Source organism: Acinetobacter sp. YH12155, from assembly GCF_013418255.1.
GTDB lineage: Bacteria > Pseudomonadota > Gammaproteobacteria > Pseudomonadales > Moraxellaceae > Acinetobacter > Acinetobacter indicus.
Window position 1 is genome coordinate 1 of sequence record NZ_VPCK01000015.1, and the last position, 16609, is coordinate 16609.

Annotated in this window: 16 protein-coding genes and 4 tRNA genes; 1 reads left to right on the forward strand and 19 read right to left on the reverse strand. The window is 47.6% G+C overall.

Annotated elements, in window-relative coordinates; genetic code table 11:
* The 19 genes from FTU86_RS10095 to FTU86_RS10185 form a co-directional block, all read right to left on the reverse strand.
* The coding region (locus tag FTU86_RS10095) for a GTP-binding protein (RefSeq protein WP_180036841.1) at positions 1-658 on the reverse strand (658 nt) is incomplete at its 3' end.
* 148 nt (positions 659-806) lie between these two features.
* Positions 807-881 (reverse strand) — tRNA-Thr (locus FTU86_RS10100).
* Between the two features lie 15 nt (positions 882-896).
* A tRNA-Gly gene (locus FTU86_RS10105) sits at positions 897-972 on the reverse strand.
* A 36-nt stretch (positions 973-1008) separates the two neighbouring features.
* A tRNA-Tyr gene (locus FTU86_RS10110) sits at positions 1009-1092 on the reverse strand.
* 56 nt (positions 1093-1148) lie between these two features.
* Positions 1149-1224, reverse strand: a tRNA-Thr gene (locus FTU86_RS10115).
* A gap of 98 nt (positions 1225-1322) precedes the next feature.
* Positions 1323-2816: an anthranilate synthase component I gene (gene trpE, locus FTU86_RS10120; protein ID WP_005181673.1), complete on the reverse strand. Its 1494-nt coding sequence runs from the start codon at positions 2814-2816 to the stop codon at positions 1323-1325.
* Between the two features lie 120 nt (positions 2817-2936).
* Positions 2937-3608, reverse strand: a complete 672-nt coding sequence (gph, locus tag FTU86_RS10125) for a phosphoglycolate phosphatase (RefSeq protein ID WP_160255756.1) — start codon at positions 3606-3608, stop codon at positions 2937-2939.
* 63 nt (positions 3609-3671) lie between these two features.
* On the reverse strand, positions 3672-4379 hold the full coding sequence (locus tag FTU86_RS10130) for an FHA domain-containing protein (RefSeq protein WP_104472166.1): 708 nt from the start codon (positions 4377-4379) through the stop codon (positions 3672-3674).
* Between the two features lie 66 nt (positions 4380-4445).
* Entirely contained in the window at positions 4446-6695 is a 2250-nt protein-coding gene (gene gspD, locus FTU86_RS10135) for a type II secretion system secretin GspD (protein ID WP_168395600.1), read from the reverse strand.
* 40 nt (positions 6696-6735) lie between these two features.
* Positions 6736-7572, reverse strand: coding sequence for a type II secretion system protein N (locus tag FTU86_RS10140; protein WP_180036842.1), 837 nt, complete (start codon positions 7570-7572; stop codon positions 6736-6738).
* Positions 7572-8312 (reverse strand): type II secretion system protein N, encoded by a 741-nt coding sequence (gspN, locus tag FTU86_RS10145; RefSeq protein ID WP_104473370.1) that lies wholly within the window; start codon positions 8310-8312, stop codon positions 7572-7574. The genes FTU86_RS10140 and gspN overlap by 1 nt, the downstream gene beginning before the upstream one ends.
* Positions 8313-8475: 163 nt before the next feature.
* Positions 8476-8802: an H-NS family nucleoid-associated regulatory protein gene (locus FTU86_RS10150; RefSeq protein WP_104473371.1), complete on the reverse strand. Its 327-nt coding sequence runs from the start codon at positions 8800-8802 to the stop codon at positions 8476-8478.
* A 145-nt stretch (positions 8803-8947) separates the two neighbouring features.
* Complete coding sequence (locus FTU86_RS10155) at positions 8948-9376, reverse strand: thioesterase family protein (protein WP_180036843.1); 429 nt, start codon at positions 9374-9376, stop codon at positions 8948-8950.
* Positions 9377-9386: 10 nt separating this feature from the next.
* Complete coding sequence (locus FTU86_RS10160; RefSeq protein ID WP_180036844.1) at positions 9387-10580, reverse strand: heme biosynthesis protein HemY; 1194 nt, start codon at positions 10578-10580, stop codon at positions 9387-9389.
* Between the two features lie 2 nt (positions 10581-10582).
* Positions 10583-11428: a hypothetical protein gene (locus FTU86_RS10165; RefSeq protein ID WP_180036845.1), complete on the reverse strand. Its 846-nt coding sequence runs from the start codon at positions 11426-11428 to the stop codon at positions 10583-10585.
* The gene (locus FTU86_RS10170; protein WP_160241694.1) at positions 11425-12204 is read right to left on the reverse strand and encodes a uroporphyrinogen-III synthase; all 780 of its coding nucleotides are present in this window, start codon (positions 12202-12204) and stop codon (positions 11425-11427) included. Before FTU86_RS10170 ends, FTU86_RS10165 begins: the two co-directional genes overlap by 4 nt.
* 1 nt (position 12205) lies before the next feature.
* Positions 12206-13123, reverse strand: a complete 918-nt coding sequence (hemC, locus tag FTU86_RS10175) for a hydroxymethylbilane synthase (protein ID WP_034598116.1) — start codon at positions 13121-13123, stop codon at positions 12206-12208.
* Positions 13124-13231: 108 nt separating this feature from the next.
* Positions 13232-13972: a LytTR family DNA-binding domain-containing protein gene (locus FTU86_RS10180; protein ID WP_005181633.1), complete on the reverse strand. Its 741-nt coding sequence runs from the start codon at positions 13970-13972 to the stop codon at positions 13232-13234.
* A gap of 55 nt (positions 13973-14027) precedes the next feature.
* Entirely contained in the window at positions 14028-15182 is a 1155-nt protein-coding gene (locus FTU86_RS10185; protein ID WP_104989206.1) for a sensor histidine kinase, read from the reverse strand.
* Here FTU86_RS10185 and argH point away from each other — a divergent pair.
* Positions 15173-16603: an argininosuccinate lyase gene (argH, locus tag FTU86_RS10190; RefSeq protein ID WP_180048504.1), complete on the forward strand. Its 1431-nt coding sequence runs from the start codon at positions 15173-15175 to the stop codon at positions 16601-16603. The two genes, FTU86_RS10185 and argH, sit on opposite strands and share 10 nt — an antisense overlap.
* The last annotated feature ends 6 nt before the right edge of the window (positions 16604-16609 follow it).

A 16609-nucleotide genomic window follows, 5' to 3' on the forward strand; every position in this document is an offset into this window, starting at 1 on the left:
CGTCTTCGATTGGCATCAAGAATGCTTGATCGATTGCACGTACTGGCTCTGGAATGTAAGAGTCAAGTGCTTCAACAAGAGCAACAACAGCGTCTTCGCCATATTGACCTGATTCACCGTTAAGTGCAGCAAGCGCTGAACCACGGATTACTGGAGTGTCATCGCCTGGGAAGTCGTAAGTAGAAAGAAGTTCACGAACTTCCATTTCAACTAATTCGATTAACTCTTCGTCGTCTACGATATCGCATTTGTTTAAGAATACGATGATGTAAGGTACACCTACCTGACGAGAAAGAAGGATGTGTTCACGAGTTTGTGGCATTGGACCATCAGTCGCTGAACAAACAAGGATCGCACCGTCCATCTGAGCAGCACCAGTGATCATGTTTTTAACATAGTCGGCGTGACCTGGGCAGTCAACGTGAGCGTAGTGACGAGTTGGAGAATCGTATTCTACGTGAGAAGTGTTAATTGTAATACCACGTGCTTTTTCTTCTGGAGCAGAGTCGATTGCAGCGTAATCTTTCGCTTCACCACCGAATTTCTTCGCACATACAGTTGCAATTGCAGCTGTTAAAGTTGTTTTACCATGGTCAACGTGACCGATTGTGCCCACGTTAACGTGTGGCTTATTACGTTCAAACTTAGCCTTAGCCATGTTTATTTTCCTCGTTTACGTCGAACACAATCTGAGTAATACCCAGCCTCGACATATCGCCTAAAAAACTAGACACCTAATACTTAAAAAGCAGACTAAATAGCCTGCTTTCTTTAAATCTCATGCAACTAAGTTGCTAAACTGTATCTGGAGCTCTTATCGAGATTTGAACTCGAGACCTCTCCCTTACCAAGGGAGTGCTCTACCACTGAGCTATAAGAGCGATCATCTTCGATGATGGAGCGGGAGACGAGGATCGAACTCGCGACATGCAGCTTGGAAGGCTGCCGCTCTACCAACTGAGCTACTCCCGCACATTGTTGGTAATGTACCACTTCATTCGAAGTTAATGGTGGTGGGAGAAGGATTCGAACCTTCGAAGCTTACGCGGCAGAGTTACAGTCTGCTCCCTTTGACCGCTCGGGAATCCCACCAATATCACACTTATTGCAGTGCTCGTTCTTTACTTCACATCTCGAATTCTCTAAGATGGTGCCGGCACACGGATTCGAACTGTGGACCTACTGATTACAAGTCAGTTGCTCTACCAACTGAGCTATGCCGGCGTTTCTTAGTGTTTCGTACGTTTCGTATCGGAACGGTGTGCAGTTTAGCAAAACTTGAAATCCGTGCAAGTGTTTTTTTTAAAAAAACCGTCAAAAACTCACAAAATCAATCCGTTTGACGATAATTCAACCGCTTTGATCACTGCGCGAGCTTTTATTTGGGTTTCATTCCACTCAGATTCAGGATTTGAGTCGGCAACAAGGCCTGCGCCAGCCTGCACATAGACCTTATTTTCACGAATAACACAGGTCCGAATCGCAATCGACATGTCCATTTCGCCATGCCAGCCTAAATAACCAACAGCACCACCAAAAATTCCACGTTTTACTGGCTCAACTTCGTCAATAATTTCCATGGCACGGATTTTTGGTGCCCCAGAAAGTGTGCCTGCCGGGAAAGTTGCCTTAAAAACATCCAATGCATCAACATCATCGCGCACTTCACCCTGCACATTGGACACAATATGCATGACATGCGAATAACGTTCGATCACCATTTGATCAGTCACCTGCACTTTGCCAATTTTTGAGACGCGACCAACATCATTACGACCCAAGTCAATCAGCATTAAATGCTCGGCAATCTCTTTTTCATCAGAAAGTAAATCTTTTTCCAGGGCCAGATCTTCTTCTTTGGTTTTACCACGTGGACGTGTGCCAGCGAGTGGACGCACGGTAGCAATACCATTTTCCAGACGCGACAGGATTTCCGGCGATGAACCGACAATATGAAACGGGGTGTTATTGTCCAAGGTTCGCCCTTGCACCAGGAACAGATATGGTGATGGATTAAGGTGACGTAAAGCGCGATAGACCTGTAACGGCTCACCATCAAAGTCAGACACCATACGATGTCCCGGCACCACTTGCATGACATCACCAGCACGGATGTATTCTTTAACCTTCTCAACCGAAGCAATAAAGTTGTCATGCCCAGTTAAAGATTCAAAATGCGGTGCCATATGAGTCTGTGCTTGCAGATTCACCGGTGTCGCCAGCAACTGCTCCAGCGCATCCAGTTGTGCCTGTGCTTTCTGATAGGCATCAGCATCATTACTATCGGCGTGCACAATCAGGAATAAGGTATCTTTTAAGTTGTCAAACACGATCACGGTTTTAGACAGCATCATCCAGATATCTGGCAGGCCCACCGGATCGGCGTCTGGAATATTGTTCAGGCGCGGTTCGATATAACGCACGGCGTCATAGCCAAAGTAACCGACCAGTCCACCAGTAAAGCTTGGCAACGCCGGTAAATCGGCCTGTGTTGGCACTTTAAACTGGGCCTGGAAATCACGGATAAACTGGAAAGGATCACTACACGGCTGCTGTAGCAGTTCGCCATTGGCCTGCTGAATGGTCAACCGCCCTTCATTGCAGGAAAACACGGTTGACTCGCCCAGGCCAATAATCGAATAGCGCGCCCAGTTTTCACCACCTTCAACAGATTCAAACAGATAAGCCTGTTCATGCTCTTTTAAACGCGCAAACACAGACAATGGGGTTTCGGTATCGGCCAGACGCTGACGGTAGACAGGAATCAGGTTATAGCCGGCAGCTTGCAGTTGTTGATATTGGGCTTGAGTGGTCATGTTGAATCTCTTTCATTTTCGCGGGGTCATAGGAAGGTTGCTGGTAGGTGCTGACTTAGTGACGCCATCGAAAAACTACACAATCACTCATTGCGGTGTCCTTTTACATCTATTCTTACATTAGGAAGCTAATAATTCTGTCAGATTATCCACCACTTGCTGCGGCTGACAATCATAAATACTCTCGCCATGATTATAGCCATAGCTGACTACAATACAATCAATACCGGCACGACGTGCGGCTTCCACATCATTGGAAGAGTCGCCAATCATCAACACTTGGGATTTTTCTACCCCAAAGGTCTCAACACAGTGCAATAACTGGCGTGGATGCGGTTTACGTTCGCTAAACCGATCACCACCAATCACATCAACAAAATAATGGCTCATGTCCAGTGCATCTAAAATGGCGCGTGATGGCAGCTCGGGCTTGTTGGTGACACAGATCATTTTTTTCTGCTGCTGTTTACCCCATTCCAGAAACTCCAGAATTCCGGCAAAAGGCTGGGTATCCAGACAAGGATCGGCATTGTAAATTCCTAGGAAAGTTTCCAGCAGCTGCTGATGCTGATCGGGATGCACCTCTCCGGTTAAATGCAGCAAGGTGCTGTGACAAAATACCGAGGTGCCTTTGCCAATCCAGGTGCGTACCTGTGCTTCGGTGACCATGGGCAGCTGCAAGGCATTCAGGCTCATATTCATGGCACGATACAGATCGATGGCTGAATCGACCAGCGTGCCGTCCAGGTCAAATAAAATCAGCTCACGGGTGTCAAGTTTGGCCACAGACATTTTGGTCCTCTCAAAAAATAAAGGCATGCCAAAGCATGCCTCGATTGTATGCTGTGTCGCGGTTTATTTAAACAACAGCCAGGCAATAATTGCCAGGATCACCAGCACAATAATAGTCATCAGGCCAACAGAGGCATTTTTCTGCTGCTCTTTTTCCTGCTCAACGCGTGATACAGGCTGCTCAACCGGTACCGGTTGTGGCTCTGGGGTGGCTGCGCTTAAATCGGTCCCTTCAGGAATTGGTGCCGGTTTTGGCACACCGACATTGGTTGGCATGCCATCACGTGTCAGTTGCACCGATGCATCACGCTCTTTCAGCTCAGGCATACCCTGATCATTCATCTGCTGTGCCGGCGTTTTCACTGCTACAGTTTCTGTCGGCTCGGCTGCAGTAGCGGTTTCCACCACATCCAGCTCAGGAATCTGTTCTACTTCGGTGCCTGCAGGCGCAAGCGGCTCATCCGGCAACAGTTCCGGTTTGGCTGGTGCCAGGACTGAAAATTTAAAGCTGGCGAACTGGACAATATCACCTTCATGCAACGGAGTTTCCTGCTCAATCCGCAGGTCATTCACAAAGGTGCCATTGGATGAATTTAAGTCCTGTACCCACAGGTCTTCAGCTTTCAGTAACAACGCAGCATGTTTGCGTGATACTTCAGCCGACTGCAGCACCACATCAGCTTCCTGATGACGCCCCACCAGCATGTCACGATCAACACTAATTTCCTGCCCGGTAAATTCACCCGTAATTGCTTGTAATTTCCAAGTCATAGCGAACTTCTCTTTAAATTTTTGCCCATCATAACATGCTCAAAACCAGATTCCATGTCCGCTCTGTTAAGAGCGCGGTCTTAAGGTGGTCGTGGTGGTGGTATTGGTGGTTTTGCTGACTTGCGGGCTTAAGGTCTGACGCTGCAGCGCCGGTTCTACCGCAACGGGTGTGGTCACCACAGCCACCCCCGACTGTGCCGCAGGGGTCGCGGATGGCACCTGCTGATAACGGGTTTGATTTAGTGGAGTTTTAGACACTGGCACCCGCTGCTGATAGATATCTTCCACCCGCTCCGGCAGTTTGGCAAAATTACCATCCTGATCCAGTGCCAGTTGCAAGCTATACAGCTGACTATAACGCTGCTGCGAAATCCGGCGGATATCATTCTGATCTCCAACAATGGTCGGGTGAATAAAGATCAGCAGATTACGCTTCTGATTGGACTTACCATCGGAACGGAATAAACGTCCCAGTCCTGGAATGGCACCCAACCCCGGCACGGCCTGGCGAGAATAGGCAGTGTTATCTGAAATAAGACCACCCAAGACAATAGTCTGACCATGCTCGGCCAGAATTGAGGTTTTAATTGCGCGTTTGCTGGTGACCAAGTCCTGCGCCTGACCTTTGCTGGATTTAACCCCAGAAACTTCCTGTTCCACTTCCAGACGCACTGTGCCATTTTCGCCAATGTGCGGCACCACTTTTAGGGTGACCCCGACGTCCTTACGCTCAATGGTGGTATAGGGATTGACGGTACCATTTCCGGTACTGACCGAACCGGTGACAAACGGCACGTTCTCACCAACCACGATATAGGCTTCTTCATTGTCCATGGTGACAATAGATGGGGTCGACAACAGATTGGATTTGGTGGTTTCTTTTAAGGCTTGAATCAGCGCGCCATACAAACGGCGTGAACCATCACTACCTTCCTGATAATCCCCCAGCACCAGTGAGGTACCCGCGCCAATCGCACCACCGGCACCCGCTGCACCTCCAGTTAAATAACCGGCGGCAATATTTTTCAGGCTGGAACCCAAGTTATCAAAATTGATCAGGCCAATGCCGCTGCTTAAATCACCCAAGGCCCATTGCACGCCAAGCTGATCGGCATCGGTGCCTTCTACTTCAATAATCGCGGCTTCAATGAGAACCTGTTGACGGCGTGTATCCAGCTGCTGAATCGCAGATTCAATTTCACGCATCAGCTGTGGATCGGCTTTGACCACCAGGGCGTTCTGGCTACTATCGGCAATAATACTGACGCCATTGCCATTAAAGCTGGTGATCTGGCTCTGCTGATCAAAACCGTTATTCAGGGTAATACTTGGCGAGGTACTGCCTGTGCTATTGCTGGATGTGCTGTTACTGCTGTTATTGACCAGACTGCTAACGCTATTGTTACTGCTATTTTTCGTATTGGAAGATGAGCTGCTGACCGCCTGCCCCGATACCAGCCCTTGCAGAATTTCCGCCAGGCTTTGCGCACTGGCATATTTTAAGCGAAAGACTTTTAAGCCACCAAGACGGTCGGCCGCCGGCACATCCATCATTTCAATCATCTGACGGATGCGCTTGCGGGTGGCGGTATCACCTTTAATGATAATGCGATTGGTCCGGTTATCCGCCACAATTCGCACCCGCGAGCCTTTGAGATCTTTGGCATTACCGGTCGAGCTCATTGACTCCAATAGCCCGATCACTTCTTCGGCCTGACTGGACTGTAGCGAGATGGCTTCAATATCATTTTGGCCGGTGCCATCCAAATTACGGATAATATTTTCCAGCTGATAGATATTGCTGGCCCGGTCCGAAACAATCAGGGCATTGGTGCCGGCCACCGCAGACAGGTGGGCAAATTGCGGCATTAAAGGCCGTAAAGCCGGAATCATGTCATTGGCATTGGTATTTTCCAGCCAGATGACCCGGGTCACAATCTGGTCGCCGCGCGCATTCTGGCGTGCATCAAACGGAATTCCGGAGCTTTTGACATTGTTATCTGGCACCAGCTTGATGGTATTGCCCGAGGGAATAGCCACTACCCCATTAACATTAAGCACGCCCAGAAACAGGTCATAGACTTCATTGCGGTTCAACGGCTTGTTGGAAATGACCGTGACATTGCCGCGCACCCGCGGATCAACCGCGAAGTTTTTACCGGTAATATCGGCCACTTCATTAATAAATGCAGTCAGGTCAGCATCACGTAAATTAATTTTCCAGGTTTGTGCATAGCTCGCCGTACTTACCATAGCCACCAGAGGTGCACCGACCATCAATGCCCAAAGCGGACGCTCATGATTTAATAAAGCCATAATCTACCGTGTTTCCTAACCCTATAAGGTGACAAATCCGTCACTTAAAATCTTGTTGTACCGTGATGACCTGGTCACCACGCTGAACTTCCAGTCTGACCTGACCCTCCTGTCTTGCCTGTTCCAGCAATTGGGCTTCATTTTGCCCTTGTCCGACAGTCTGACCATTTAAGGATAAAATCCGGTCGCCTGGTTGTAATCCCAATCTGCTTCTGAGTGCCGCCGGTGTCCGTGCGGTAATTTCATAGCCCTGACCATTGCCACTATTCACGCCCATATCCTGTAAATAGCGTTCCCGGTCTTGCTGAATCTTTTGCACTGCCTGACCAATCGCATTTTGCGCAGTTGTTGCCGGTGCCGGATTTCTGTTGGGTGCAGCTGGGCTTTGTGTCGGCACAATCGGCTGATTCAGCCCGTTTTCAATGCCTTTAAACTCTATCTCACGGGTGGCGCCACTGCTATGACGCAAAACCACCCGATCCCAGTACACTTCAGCCAACTGATAACCACTGCCTTCAATCACATCGCCGACGCGATAGCGCTCTGCCACCTCATTGACTTTGAGCACGGCAGAAGAAAACTGGTTGGGATAACCGACCATCACGCCTTGTAATTGAAGGTTCAGATTGTCTTCGGCCTGCGTACGCTGGCTCGCTTCATGAAACAAGGCAAAACTGCTGATATTCGGTACACGCAGCTGCTGCGAACCCAGTTCGACCCGATCCAGTTGCATCGCTTGAGGTGGCGCCAGTAATAGCCAGAACAGACTGGCCAGCTTCCAGCATAAATACAGAATCAGCAGCGCCAGCAATACCGGTGCGACACGATCGGCCTGTTTCAACTGGAGAATCTGCAACTGTTCCCAGATTTTCTGCATCAGAAGCCTCCCTTGAACAGCGGCTGGCGGGTACTGATTACATAGGTATCGGCACCAGCCTTGCCTTCATAAGAAGGAACATGCATCAATAAACGCTGGGTCAGCTGCACATCCAGCATCATCTCCTGATCCAGACTCAGATTTATCATTTTCTGGTCACGTGCATCACGCACATCAATTTTCAGTTTTCCGCTTTCATCCGACAGTGTGCCTTTCAGCGTGGGCACGGTCATGCGCTCTTGACGCTGGGCAAACTGATACACCAGCTCCCCGCCGGCCCAGTTGAGCTGGCCCTGTGCCTGGGCAAACCCTTGCTGCTTGCTATAGTTCAGATCGATATTTTGTAATTGAATCGGATTGGTCGGCCATTGCCAGTCGACCAGGGTTTTTAGAGTTTCTGGCGCAACACGGCCATGTACAGCGTTCAGCATGAAGGTCCCAAAACGGTAACCCATCACGCCTTTTAATTCGGTATGACCACTATGGATTTCAACATCGGCTGCCACTTTCAGCAATAACAGGTCTAAAGGACGCGTATTCCAGCTTAAGCTGCCACGCAACTGTCCCTTGTGCCAATCTGCCTGCCCCTGCCAGATGTTACCACTGACATTATGTAAACTCTGATTGTTTTTATAAAACTTTGAAATTAACCAAGCTGCAGGAATCTGTAATAACACAAAAATTAAAAAAGCAATGATGGCGAAAATCCACCACGTGATGTATCTCGGTTTCTTTATCATTCCACCACGACCAACCTATCTAATGCATTCATGAACAAATTGTTATTTTCATGCACACATTATGCACACTTTTTTTACAACACCAACGGATACACATAAAAAAACCAAGCAGTTCTGCTTGGTTTCGACACTCTAGTGCGCTTAGATGACAATCTGATGAAGTTTAGATCAAGAAGTCTTCAAGCTTGGCACCTTTTTCCAGTTCTGCCACTAACCAGCGCGGTTGCTTACCACGACCTGTCCAGGTTTCATTGGCATTGGCTTTATTACGATAACGCGGCTCTACCGATTTACGTACATTCTTTTTACGTTTAGACTCACCAAACTCAAGAATCTGTTCAATGCTTAAACCCGCATTTTCAGCAATTGCCAAAATCTGATTATATGCATCTTCAACTGCCTGGTCCTTTTTCGATGCAATTAATGCTTCCGCTTCTTCCTGCAAGCGCTTTAATTGTTCTACAGACAAATTACTAATATCGGGCATCATATTTACTCCACAAGTATGCTTTTATATTAATTTACTTCAATTGCATTAATACATCATATTTTTATCTGAATTAAGTTTCAATCATTATTTGAAATGAAAAACAATTATTAACAGAGATAAATAATCTATTTATTCGGGATTAGAATTAATCCAGATAATGCCCCACACTATTTTCCAAAGCCAAAATATGCTGCCGAATCGACTCGGGTAATGGCATTTTCTGCATACTTTCAGAATTCACACAAACCATGATGGCTTCTGCACTCGCGACTACAGCCTGTTGCTGCTCGCTCCATAATATATAATGCATGCGAAAAGCACTATTTCGGATTTCCTCAACCCGTACACCTATTTTTAAGGTATCCGGATAAAATACCGGACGCATATATTTGCACTGATTTGATGCCACTACCGTCGAAAAGGATTGCTGCATCATTCTGATCTGATCCATATAATGAATGCGGGCACTTTCAATATAGCGGTAATACATCACATTATTGACATGACCGAGCGCATCCATATCGCCCCATGCCACCATTTGTTGATGAATTACTGGATAATCGGTTAATTGCATGCGACTTTACCTAGATTTTAATTTTCATGAAATGACTATTATTTTCAAACACCAGATTTAACTGCTGCTGTAAATGCGGTTGATCTTTTAATGCCGATTTAATTCTTAAATAGTTCATTAAAATATGTTCCGGATATAAATCCAGAAGCTGTGCTGCATCGTCATGACGACCGGTAGCTTCCAATATATGCCATTTGGCAAAACTCAATACCGGTAAAGCAGGATATTGCTGTTCCCACTGATTCAGATAATCTTCAATCTTGAGATAATCCGGTACCGGTTTTAACAGCTGCTGCTGGAACCATAAATAGAACACATCCTGATGAAACTGTTCACTCAGCAAATGCACCGCCAGATGTTCCTGCTGCTCACCCATATCACTTAAACGTGCCAGCACTTTTAACCACAGCACTTTAATCGCATACGGCTGGCTAAACATCTGCCCGGACAGATTGCAATAACGCTGTTTTAAATCCTGCAATGCTTCCGGTGTGGCCTGCTCAAAATGCTGCAAGATTTGCTCAAGCCATAACTGCTTACTGTCCAGCCCTAAATGTCCATATTGGGTCGCACGCAAATATAACCATGGATACTGCAGCGCAAACTCCCCCCACAGTGCGGTTAAGCGCTGCTCATAGGCTTGTTTGACATCTTTGAGCCACGGCGACAGTTGATGGCCATTTAAAAATTCCAGATGGGTCAGGGCTTTTTCCGGTTGCTGCTGCGCCAGATAAATTTCAATACGCTGCAACTCGGCCAGCTCAAAGGCCATGGCATTACTCTGGTTTAACATCTGCAAGGCCACCGGATAATCCTGCTGCATCAGCGACAGGCGTGAATGAATCACGGCTTTTAATAAACCAGACTGGTTAAATACCTGACGGATAAAGGCGTCCTGCTCACGCGCGGCATCCAGCAGCCAGATTACCGCCATTTGCTCATAAGGATGTAAATGCTGGAAATCAAACACTGCCGCCTGCTTACGCTGTTCACGGCTTAAATAACGCTTTAGCATCGCCCAGATCAGCTGCACCACCAGACTGATCAGTATCAATAAAATTAAAAGCACCCAGATATTGGTCTGTAGCTGCCAGTCACGCCAATACAGATAAACATAGCCCGCGCCATAGCCATAACTGAATACACTGAGCAAGGCCACCAGCACCAACGTGACCAAGACATAGGCCAGAACAATCTGCTTCATGATCATTCATCCAATAAGGTGCGGCTGGTCAGCACCGGCACAGGAATCACGGTCAGGCTCTGAATTTCCGCCAATTCAGCGCTTAACTGCTGCGCCCCCCGATCCGGCAGTGGCTGTAACAAATGAAGAATTTCAGTCAGCTCCTGCTGATAATTCAGATATTGGCCTTGTCCTAATAACTGACGTGCCAGTAATAAACGCAACTGCGCTTCTTTTAACAGCAATTGACGCTGACTAAGTACAGTCGCTGGCTGCTCGGCGGCTTCCAGTTTCAACCACTTATGCCAGAAGGCCGGATTGGCCTCTTGCGCCGGCTGCAGTTGTGGCTGCTGGATTTCCTGACGCAACAGCTGATCCAGCTGCTGTAGAGCCTGAGTGACCTGCTGCTGCTGGGCACTGCGCTGTGCCGCAAATTGCTGGATCAGCTGCCGGTCTTTGCTCAGGGTTTGATGCAGGCTTTCGGCCAAGGCCGGTGACAAAGCCCACTGATTCAGCTGAACATCCAGTACTGCCAACTTTTCCAGTGCATACGGATATTGCGCCTGCTTTAAGGCAAATTCGATCAGTTCCAGCTGCTGTTGAAGCATCTGCTGCGGCGTGATCGTGGTCTGGCTGATCTGCACCGTAGTATTAGTTGCAGGCGCACTTGAAGATACAGATGGAGAAGGATTACTACTCTGGCGCTGCAAAGCCACCAGCTGGTCATTGAGATTAGCACGGCTTTTTTCCGCCTGATGCATACTCTGAGACAATTCGGACTGCTGCGCCGTTATTTTAAATACGTCATAGCTCAGCTTTAACATCCAGGCCAAGCCGATGATCAATAATAAAATAAGTAGCTTCTTCATGCGTGTCCTGATTTAAGCTCAATCTGCTGCAGTATTGTTTCTGTTTTTAAATTCGTCAACTTGATCAGTTGAAAACGGGTGTGATGCTGTTGTTGATAATCCATCAACAGCGCTTCCAGGCGGTCACCCAGCACCAGATAACGTCCCCGGTTCAATAATTCTTTTTGCGCTTGACTCAGCCGCAACCAGTTTAACCAGCTGGCCTCACTGCTAATCAGCATCCAATAGTCCCGGTGCTGCTGCAGTTGTGGCAATAGCGCGGGCATCTGCTGAATCGACGCGGCCGGACACTGACGCTGATATAAAATAAAATTCAGAATCTGCATTCCGGCCTGTTGCAGGCTGTCCATCATAAACTGACGTCCACCTTCACCGCGCCAGAAGGCAATACATGAACCGGCCGCCAGGGATTTTAATAAAGGCAGTTCCAGCATCCCTTCCGAGGTTTCAACCTCCGGCACGGCGCTCGAAATTCCGTATTCTGCCAGTACCTGCGCCGTTTTTTCACCAACCGCAATCCACTGTAAATGTTGTAATTGATCGAGATGAATACCGCTTTGCGCCAGATACTCCATCCCGATGTGTACCGCGGTCGGGCTGACCACCACAATCCGCTGCGCCTGCAGTAATTGCTGGTACAGCTGTGCCAATGCATCGGACCAGGGACGGGCCTGTAATTCCAGCAGAGGCAGTTCAATCACCGACCAGGCCTGTTGCCTTAAAGCCTGTGACAAGGTACAGGCACGATCGGCCGGGCGGGTATTAATAAACAGCATCTTAATATAAGGCTTTTAGCAGCTCACCTGCCCCTTGTGCCAACAGGTTCTGTGCCAGTTGTTCACCCAGCTGTTCGGCCTGCTCGGGTGCGGCACTGAGCTGTGCGCTTAACAAGGTCTGGCCATCGACACTGCCCACCCGGCCTTCCATCGACAGCTGGCCATCTTTTAAAGTGGCATAACCGGCAATCGGCACCTGACAGCCACCTTCCAGATAAGCATTAAACGCACGTTCTGCGCGTACACAGACATTGGTTTCATCATCCATCAACGGCAAAATCAGCTCGAGTACGGCCTGATCATTAGTCCGGCATTCCAGCCCCAAAGCGCCCTGACCCACGGCCGGCAAACTCACTTCAGGCGCGAGCGTATGACGAATCCGCTCACTAAGGCCCAAACGCTTCAGGCCGGCACTGGCCAGAATAATCGCATCATATTGACCTGCATCCAGCTTGGACAGACGGGTACCAACGTTACCGCGCAAATCAATAATCTCCAGGTCAGGGCGTGCTTTTAAAATCTGGCATTTACGGCGCAAACTGGACGTTCCGACTTTGGCACCCTGCGGCAAGTCCTGAAAGCTGGCATAAGTATTGGACACAAAGGCATCCAGCGGATCTTCACGCTCGCAAATCACCGCCAGGCTTAAGCCTTCTGGTAGCGCCATTGGCACATCTTTCATGGAATGCACAGCAAGGTCAGCACGACCATCTAGCAAAGCTGCTTCTAATTCTTTGACAAACAGTCCCTTGCCCCCAATTTTGGCTAAGGGGGTATCGAGAATTTTATCACCCTGGGTCACAAAGGTGACCAACTCCACGTTTAGACCGGCATGTAAGGCTTCTAAACGCGCACGAATGTGTTCCGCCTGCCATAATGCCAGCGGGCTTTGTCGAGTTGCAATTTTCAGGGTGTTCATCATGTCAGTGAAAGCAAATAAAAGAATTCCCTTAAACTTAACCTGATCGCTTGAAAATGCAAGTCAATTTGCACCCTGAGATGGCGAAAAAGCCATTTCAGCCGGTGCTTACAGTTTCTGAATACGTTCTCTTAAGGTCGGTAAATGACGACGGCTTACTGCCAGACGTTCTTCCAGTTCACGACAACGCACCTGATATTGACCGGTATTAATCACTTCCAGTCCTTCAAGATAATGAATCGAGACCAGTGCATTGCGATGAATCCGAATAAACTGATCGGCAAATTCATGCTCCAGGTCTTTTAAGGTTTCGTCAATCAGCACGCTGCCATTTTTATGGCGCACGGTGACATATTTTTGATCTGCTAAAAAATAATAAATATTTTCTACAGGCACCAGTTCAACACCACGATAAGTTTTCGCCGTGATCTGGTGGCGTTTTATATTCAATTCTTCCATATTTTCTTTTTGTTTTATGTGACTCAGCTGGGCTTGCGTGAGTTTGGTTAAGTGATCTAAAACCTGCTGCAATTCCTGTTGCATGACCGGTTTTAATAAATACCCTTCTGCCTGCGATTTAAATGCATCAAGTGCATGCTCATCATAGGCGGTACAAAAGACAATTGCCGGCATGGGGTCAAGCTCGCGCAAATGCTGGGCGCAGCTTAGTCCATCCATTTCTGGCATCTGAATATCTAATAACACGACATCTGGCTGATGTTCATCTGCTAGCTCAATGGCCTGCTCACCATGACTGGCGGTTGCCACCACCTGATGTCCAAGTTGAGTCACCAAGCGGGCCAAACGCTCAGTTGCAAGAGGTTCATCATCACAGATCAGAACATCCATTTATCCCTCCTTTACGTTAAATCATTTATTTTTATAGCTTAACGTGAATTTTTTTTTATTTATATGGATACTGTACCACGGTGGTATACATGCCCTCCCCTGCATACGTTTGAAAGACCACCTTTCTTCCATAAAAGGCGCGTAGACGCTGTTGCACATTTTGAATTGCAATACCATGTCCTTGTCGTAAATTCATTTTAGCGTTTACGTAAGGGTTTGTAATGACGATATTGACTTGATTTTCCAAAATTTCTACCAATACGCTAATGGTACTCGGTCTGGATATTTTTTCAACACCATGAAAAATACTATTTTCCAGTAAAGGTTGTAAAGTTAATAAGGGAATTTGTACCTGACTGAGCAGTTGCGGCTGTTCAATTTTCCATTCCACCTGCAAGCGTTCACCCAGACGAATCTGCTCAATCTCCAGATAACGCTGGCATAATTCAACTTCTTCCTGCAGCTTGACCAGCTTGACTTCCTGTAAACTGGCACGAAACAGACGTGACAGATTGAGCAGCATCTGCTCGGCTTTTTCAGGATCAATCGCAATCAGGCTAATGACATTATTTAAACTGTTGAATAAAAAATGCGGATGGATACGCGCTTGCAAGGCATGCACCTTGGCCTTTAGAGCACTTTGCTCGCGCAGATAATTCTGTTCGCGCAAATATAAATAGCGAAAACAGAATGCTCCCAGCAAGATGCCATAACTTAAATGCAAATCCAGCCCGCCCCCCAGCTCGGCTGCAGTCAAGTCACGCAGATGAAAATTCTGGCCAAAATGCGTCAGCAGATTCAGGCTTAAAGTGGTCACCAGTACAATTAGCTGTAGCAATAAAAAACCAAAACCGAGCGAAAAGCCCAGACTCATCCGGCCCAAACGTCTTTGAAAATATTCAATAAAGGCAGTAAAGGCCAGCAGCACCCAGTTAATATACAGCACATATTGCAGCAGCCTTGAGCCGGTTAATGCCTGCCAGCCCTGCGCTTCAGCCAGTGCCAGCACCATGGCCAATACATTGCTGGCAATAAATAATTCAATTAGATGTTGCCAACGCCCTATTTTCGTAAAAAAATAACTGTAATTTTTTTCATCAGCCGTATCTGCAAAAGATGATCTCACCTGCCCTTCGGCAAGTGATTCCGAATTTGTTATACTCGTTTTCAAATTACTGCTTTTTATTCTATTGAGCCGACATGACCACATCTTCTAATTCCTCAAATCCGTCACAAACCCAGACTTCGGGTATGTGGGGCGGTCGTTTCTCTGAAGCTACTGACGCATTTGTTGCTGAATTTACAGCATCTGTCCAATTTGACCAACGCTTTTATAAACAAGATATTGCCGGCTCAATCGCCCATGCAACCATGTTGGCCAAAGTTAGCGTGCTGACTGCACAGGAACGTGACGACATCATCAACGGCTTAAACACCATTAAAGCCGAAATTGAAGCGGGTCAGTTTGAATGGCGTATTGACCTTGAAGATGTGCACATGAACATCGAATCACGCCTGACCCAGCGTATTGGCATTACCGGTAAAAAACTGCACACCGGCCGTAGCCGTAACGACCAGGTGGCGACCGATATCCGTCTGTATGTGCGTGATGAAATTGATGCCATTTTAGAATTATTGAAAAAACTACAAACTGGTATTCTAAGCCTGGCGGAAAAAAACACTGACACGATTATGCCGGGCTTCACCCATTTACAAACTGCTCAACCTGTGACTTTTGGTCACCACCTTATGGCCTGGTTTGAAATGCTGGTACGTGACTCTGAGCGCTTAATTGACTGCCGTAAACGTGTGAACCGTATGCCACTCGGTTCAGCTGCACTGGCAGGTACAACCTATCCAATCGACCGCGCCTATACCGCAGAATTACTGGGCTTTGATGCCGTGGCTGAAAACTCTTTAGATGCAGTATCTGACCGTGATTTCGGGATTGAATTTAACGCTGCGGCATCGTTAATCATGATGCACCTGTCACGTATGTCGGAAGAACTGATTCTGTGGACCTCAGCCCAGTTTAAATTTGTGAATATTCCTGACCGTTTCTGTACCGGCTCATCAATCATGCCGCAAAAGAAAAACCCGGATGTCCCTGAACTGGTTCGCGGTAAAACCGGCCGTGTCTATGGCGACTTAATGAGCCTGTTGACCCTGATGAAAGGTCAACCACTGGCCTATAACAAAGACAACCAGGAAGACAAAGAGCCTCTGTTTGATGCAATTGATACTGTACGTGGTTCACTGATGGCGTTTGCTGACATGATTCCGGCATTGGTGCCTAACATTGCAGAAATGCGTGAAGCGGCGCTGCGTGGTTTCTCTACTGCAACCGACCTTGCGGATTACCTGGTGAAAAATGGCGTTGCTTTCCGTGATGCCCATGAAATTGTTGGTAAAGCGGTAGCACTGGGCGTACAGGAAGGCAAAGACCTGTCTGAACTGACCCTGGAACAGCTGCAGCAGTTCTCTGACCTGATTCAGGCCGATGTATTTGAAAAAGCCCTGACTCTGGAAGCTTCAGTGAATGCACGTAACCATATTGGGGGGACTGCTCCGGCACAAGTCGCTGCTGCGATTGAACGCGCCCACGCCCGTTTAGAGCAACTTTACGCTTAATCTTAA

What these genes read in the sequence shown, in the direction of transcription:
- trpE (WP_005181673.1), bottom strand. Translation starts at nt 2,816, where the DNA reads ATGACCACTCAAGCCCAATATCAACAACTGCAAGCTGCCGGCTATAAC.
- gph (WP_160255756.1), bottom strand. Translation starts at nt 3,608, where the DNA reads ATGTCTGTGGCCAAACTTGACACCCGTGAGCTGATTTTATTTGACCTG.
- FTU86_RS10130 (WP_104472166.1), bottom strand. Translation starts at nt 4,379, where the DNA reads ATGACTTGGAAATTACAAGCAATTACGGGTGAATTTACCGGGCAGGAA.
- gspD (WP_168395600.1), bottom strand. Translation starts at nt 6,695, where the DNA reads ATGGCTTTATTAAATCATGAGCGTCCGCTTTGGGCATTGATGGTCGGT.
- FTU86_RS10140 (WP_180036842.1), bottom strand. Translation starts at nt 7,572, where the DNA reads ATGCAGAAAATCTGGGAACAGTTGCAGATTCTCCAGTTGAAACAGGCC.
- gspN (WP_104473370.1), bottom strand. Translation starts at nt 8,312, where the DNA reads ATGATAAAGAAACCGAGATACATCACGTGGTGGATTTTCGCCATCATT.
- FTU86_RS10150 (WP_104473371.1), bottom strand. Translation starts at nt 8,802, where the DNA reads ATGATGCCCGATATTAGTAATTTGTCTGTAGAACAATTAAAGCGCTTG.
- FTU86_RS10155 (WP_180036843.1), bottom strand. Translation starts at nt 9,376, where the DNA reads ATGCAATTAACCGATTATCCAGTAATTCATCAACAAATGGTGGCATGG.
- FTU86_RS10160 (WP_180036844.1), bottom strand. Translation starts at nt 10,580, where the DNA reads ATGAAGCAGATTGTTCTGGCCTATGTCTTGGTCACGTTGGTGCTGGTG.
- FTU86_RS10165 (WP_180036845.1), bottom strand. Translation starts at nt 11,428, where the DNA reads ATGAAGAAGCTACTTATTTTATTATTGATCATCGGCTTGGCCTGGATG.
- FTU86_RS10170 (WP_160241694.1), bottom strand. Translation starts at nt 12,204, where the DNA reads ATGCTGTTTATTAATACCCGCCCGGCCGATCGTGCCTGTACCTTGTCA.
- hemC (WP_034598116.1), bottom strand. Translation starts at nt 13,123, where the DNA reads ATGAACACCCTGAAAATTGCAACTCGACAAAGCCCGCTGGCATTATGG.
- FTU86_RS10180 (WP_005181633.1), bottom strand. Translation starts at nt 13,972, where the DNA reads ATGGATGTTCTGATCTGTGATGATGAACCTCTTGCAACTGAGCGTTTG.
- argH (WP_180048504.1), top strand. Translation starts at nt 15,173, where the DNA reads ATGACCACATCTTCTAATTCCTCAAATCCGTCACAAACCCAGACTTCG.
- FTU86_RS10185 (WP_104989206.1), bottom strand. Translation starts at nt 15,182, where the DNA reads ATGTGGTCATGTCGGCTCAATAGAATAAAAAGCAGTAATTTGAAAACG.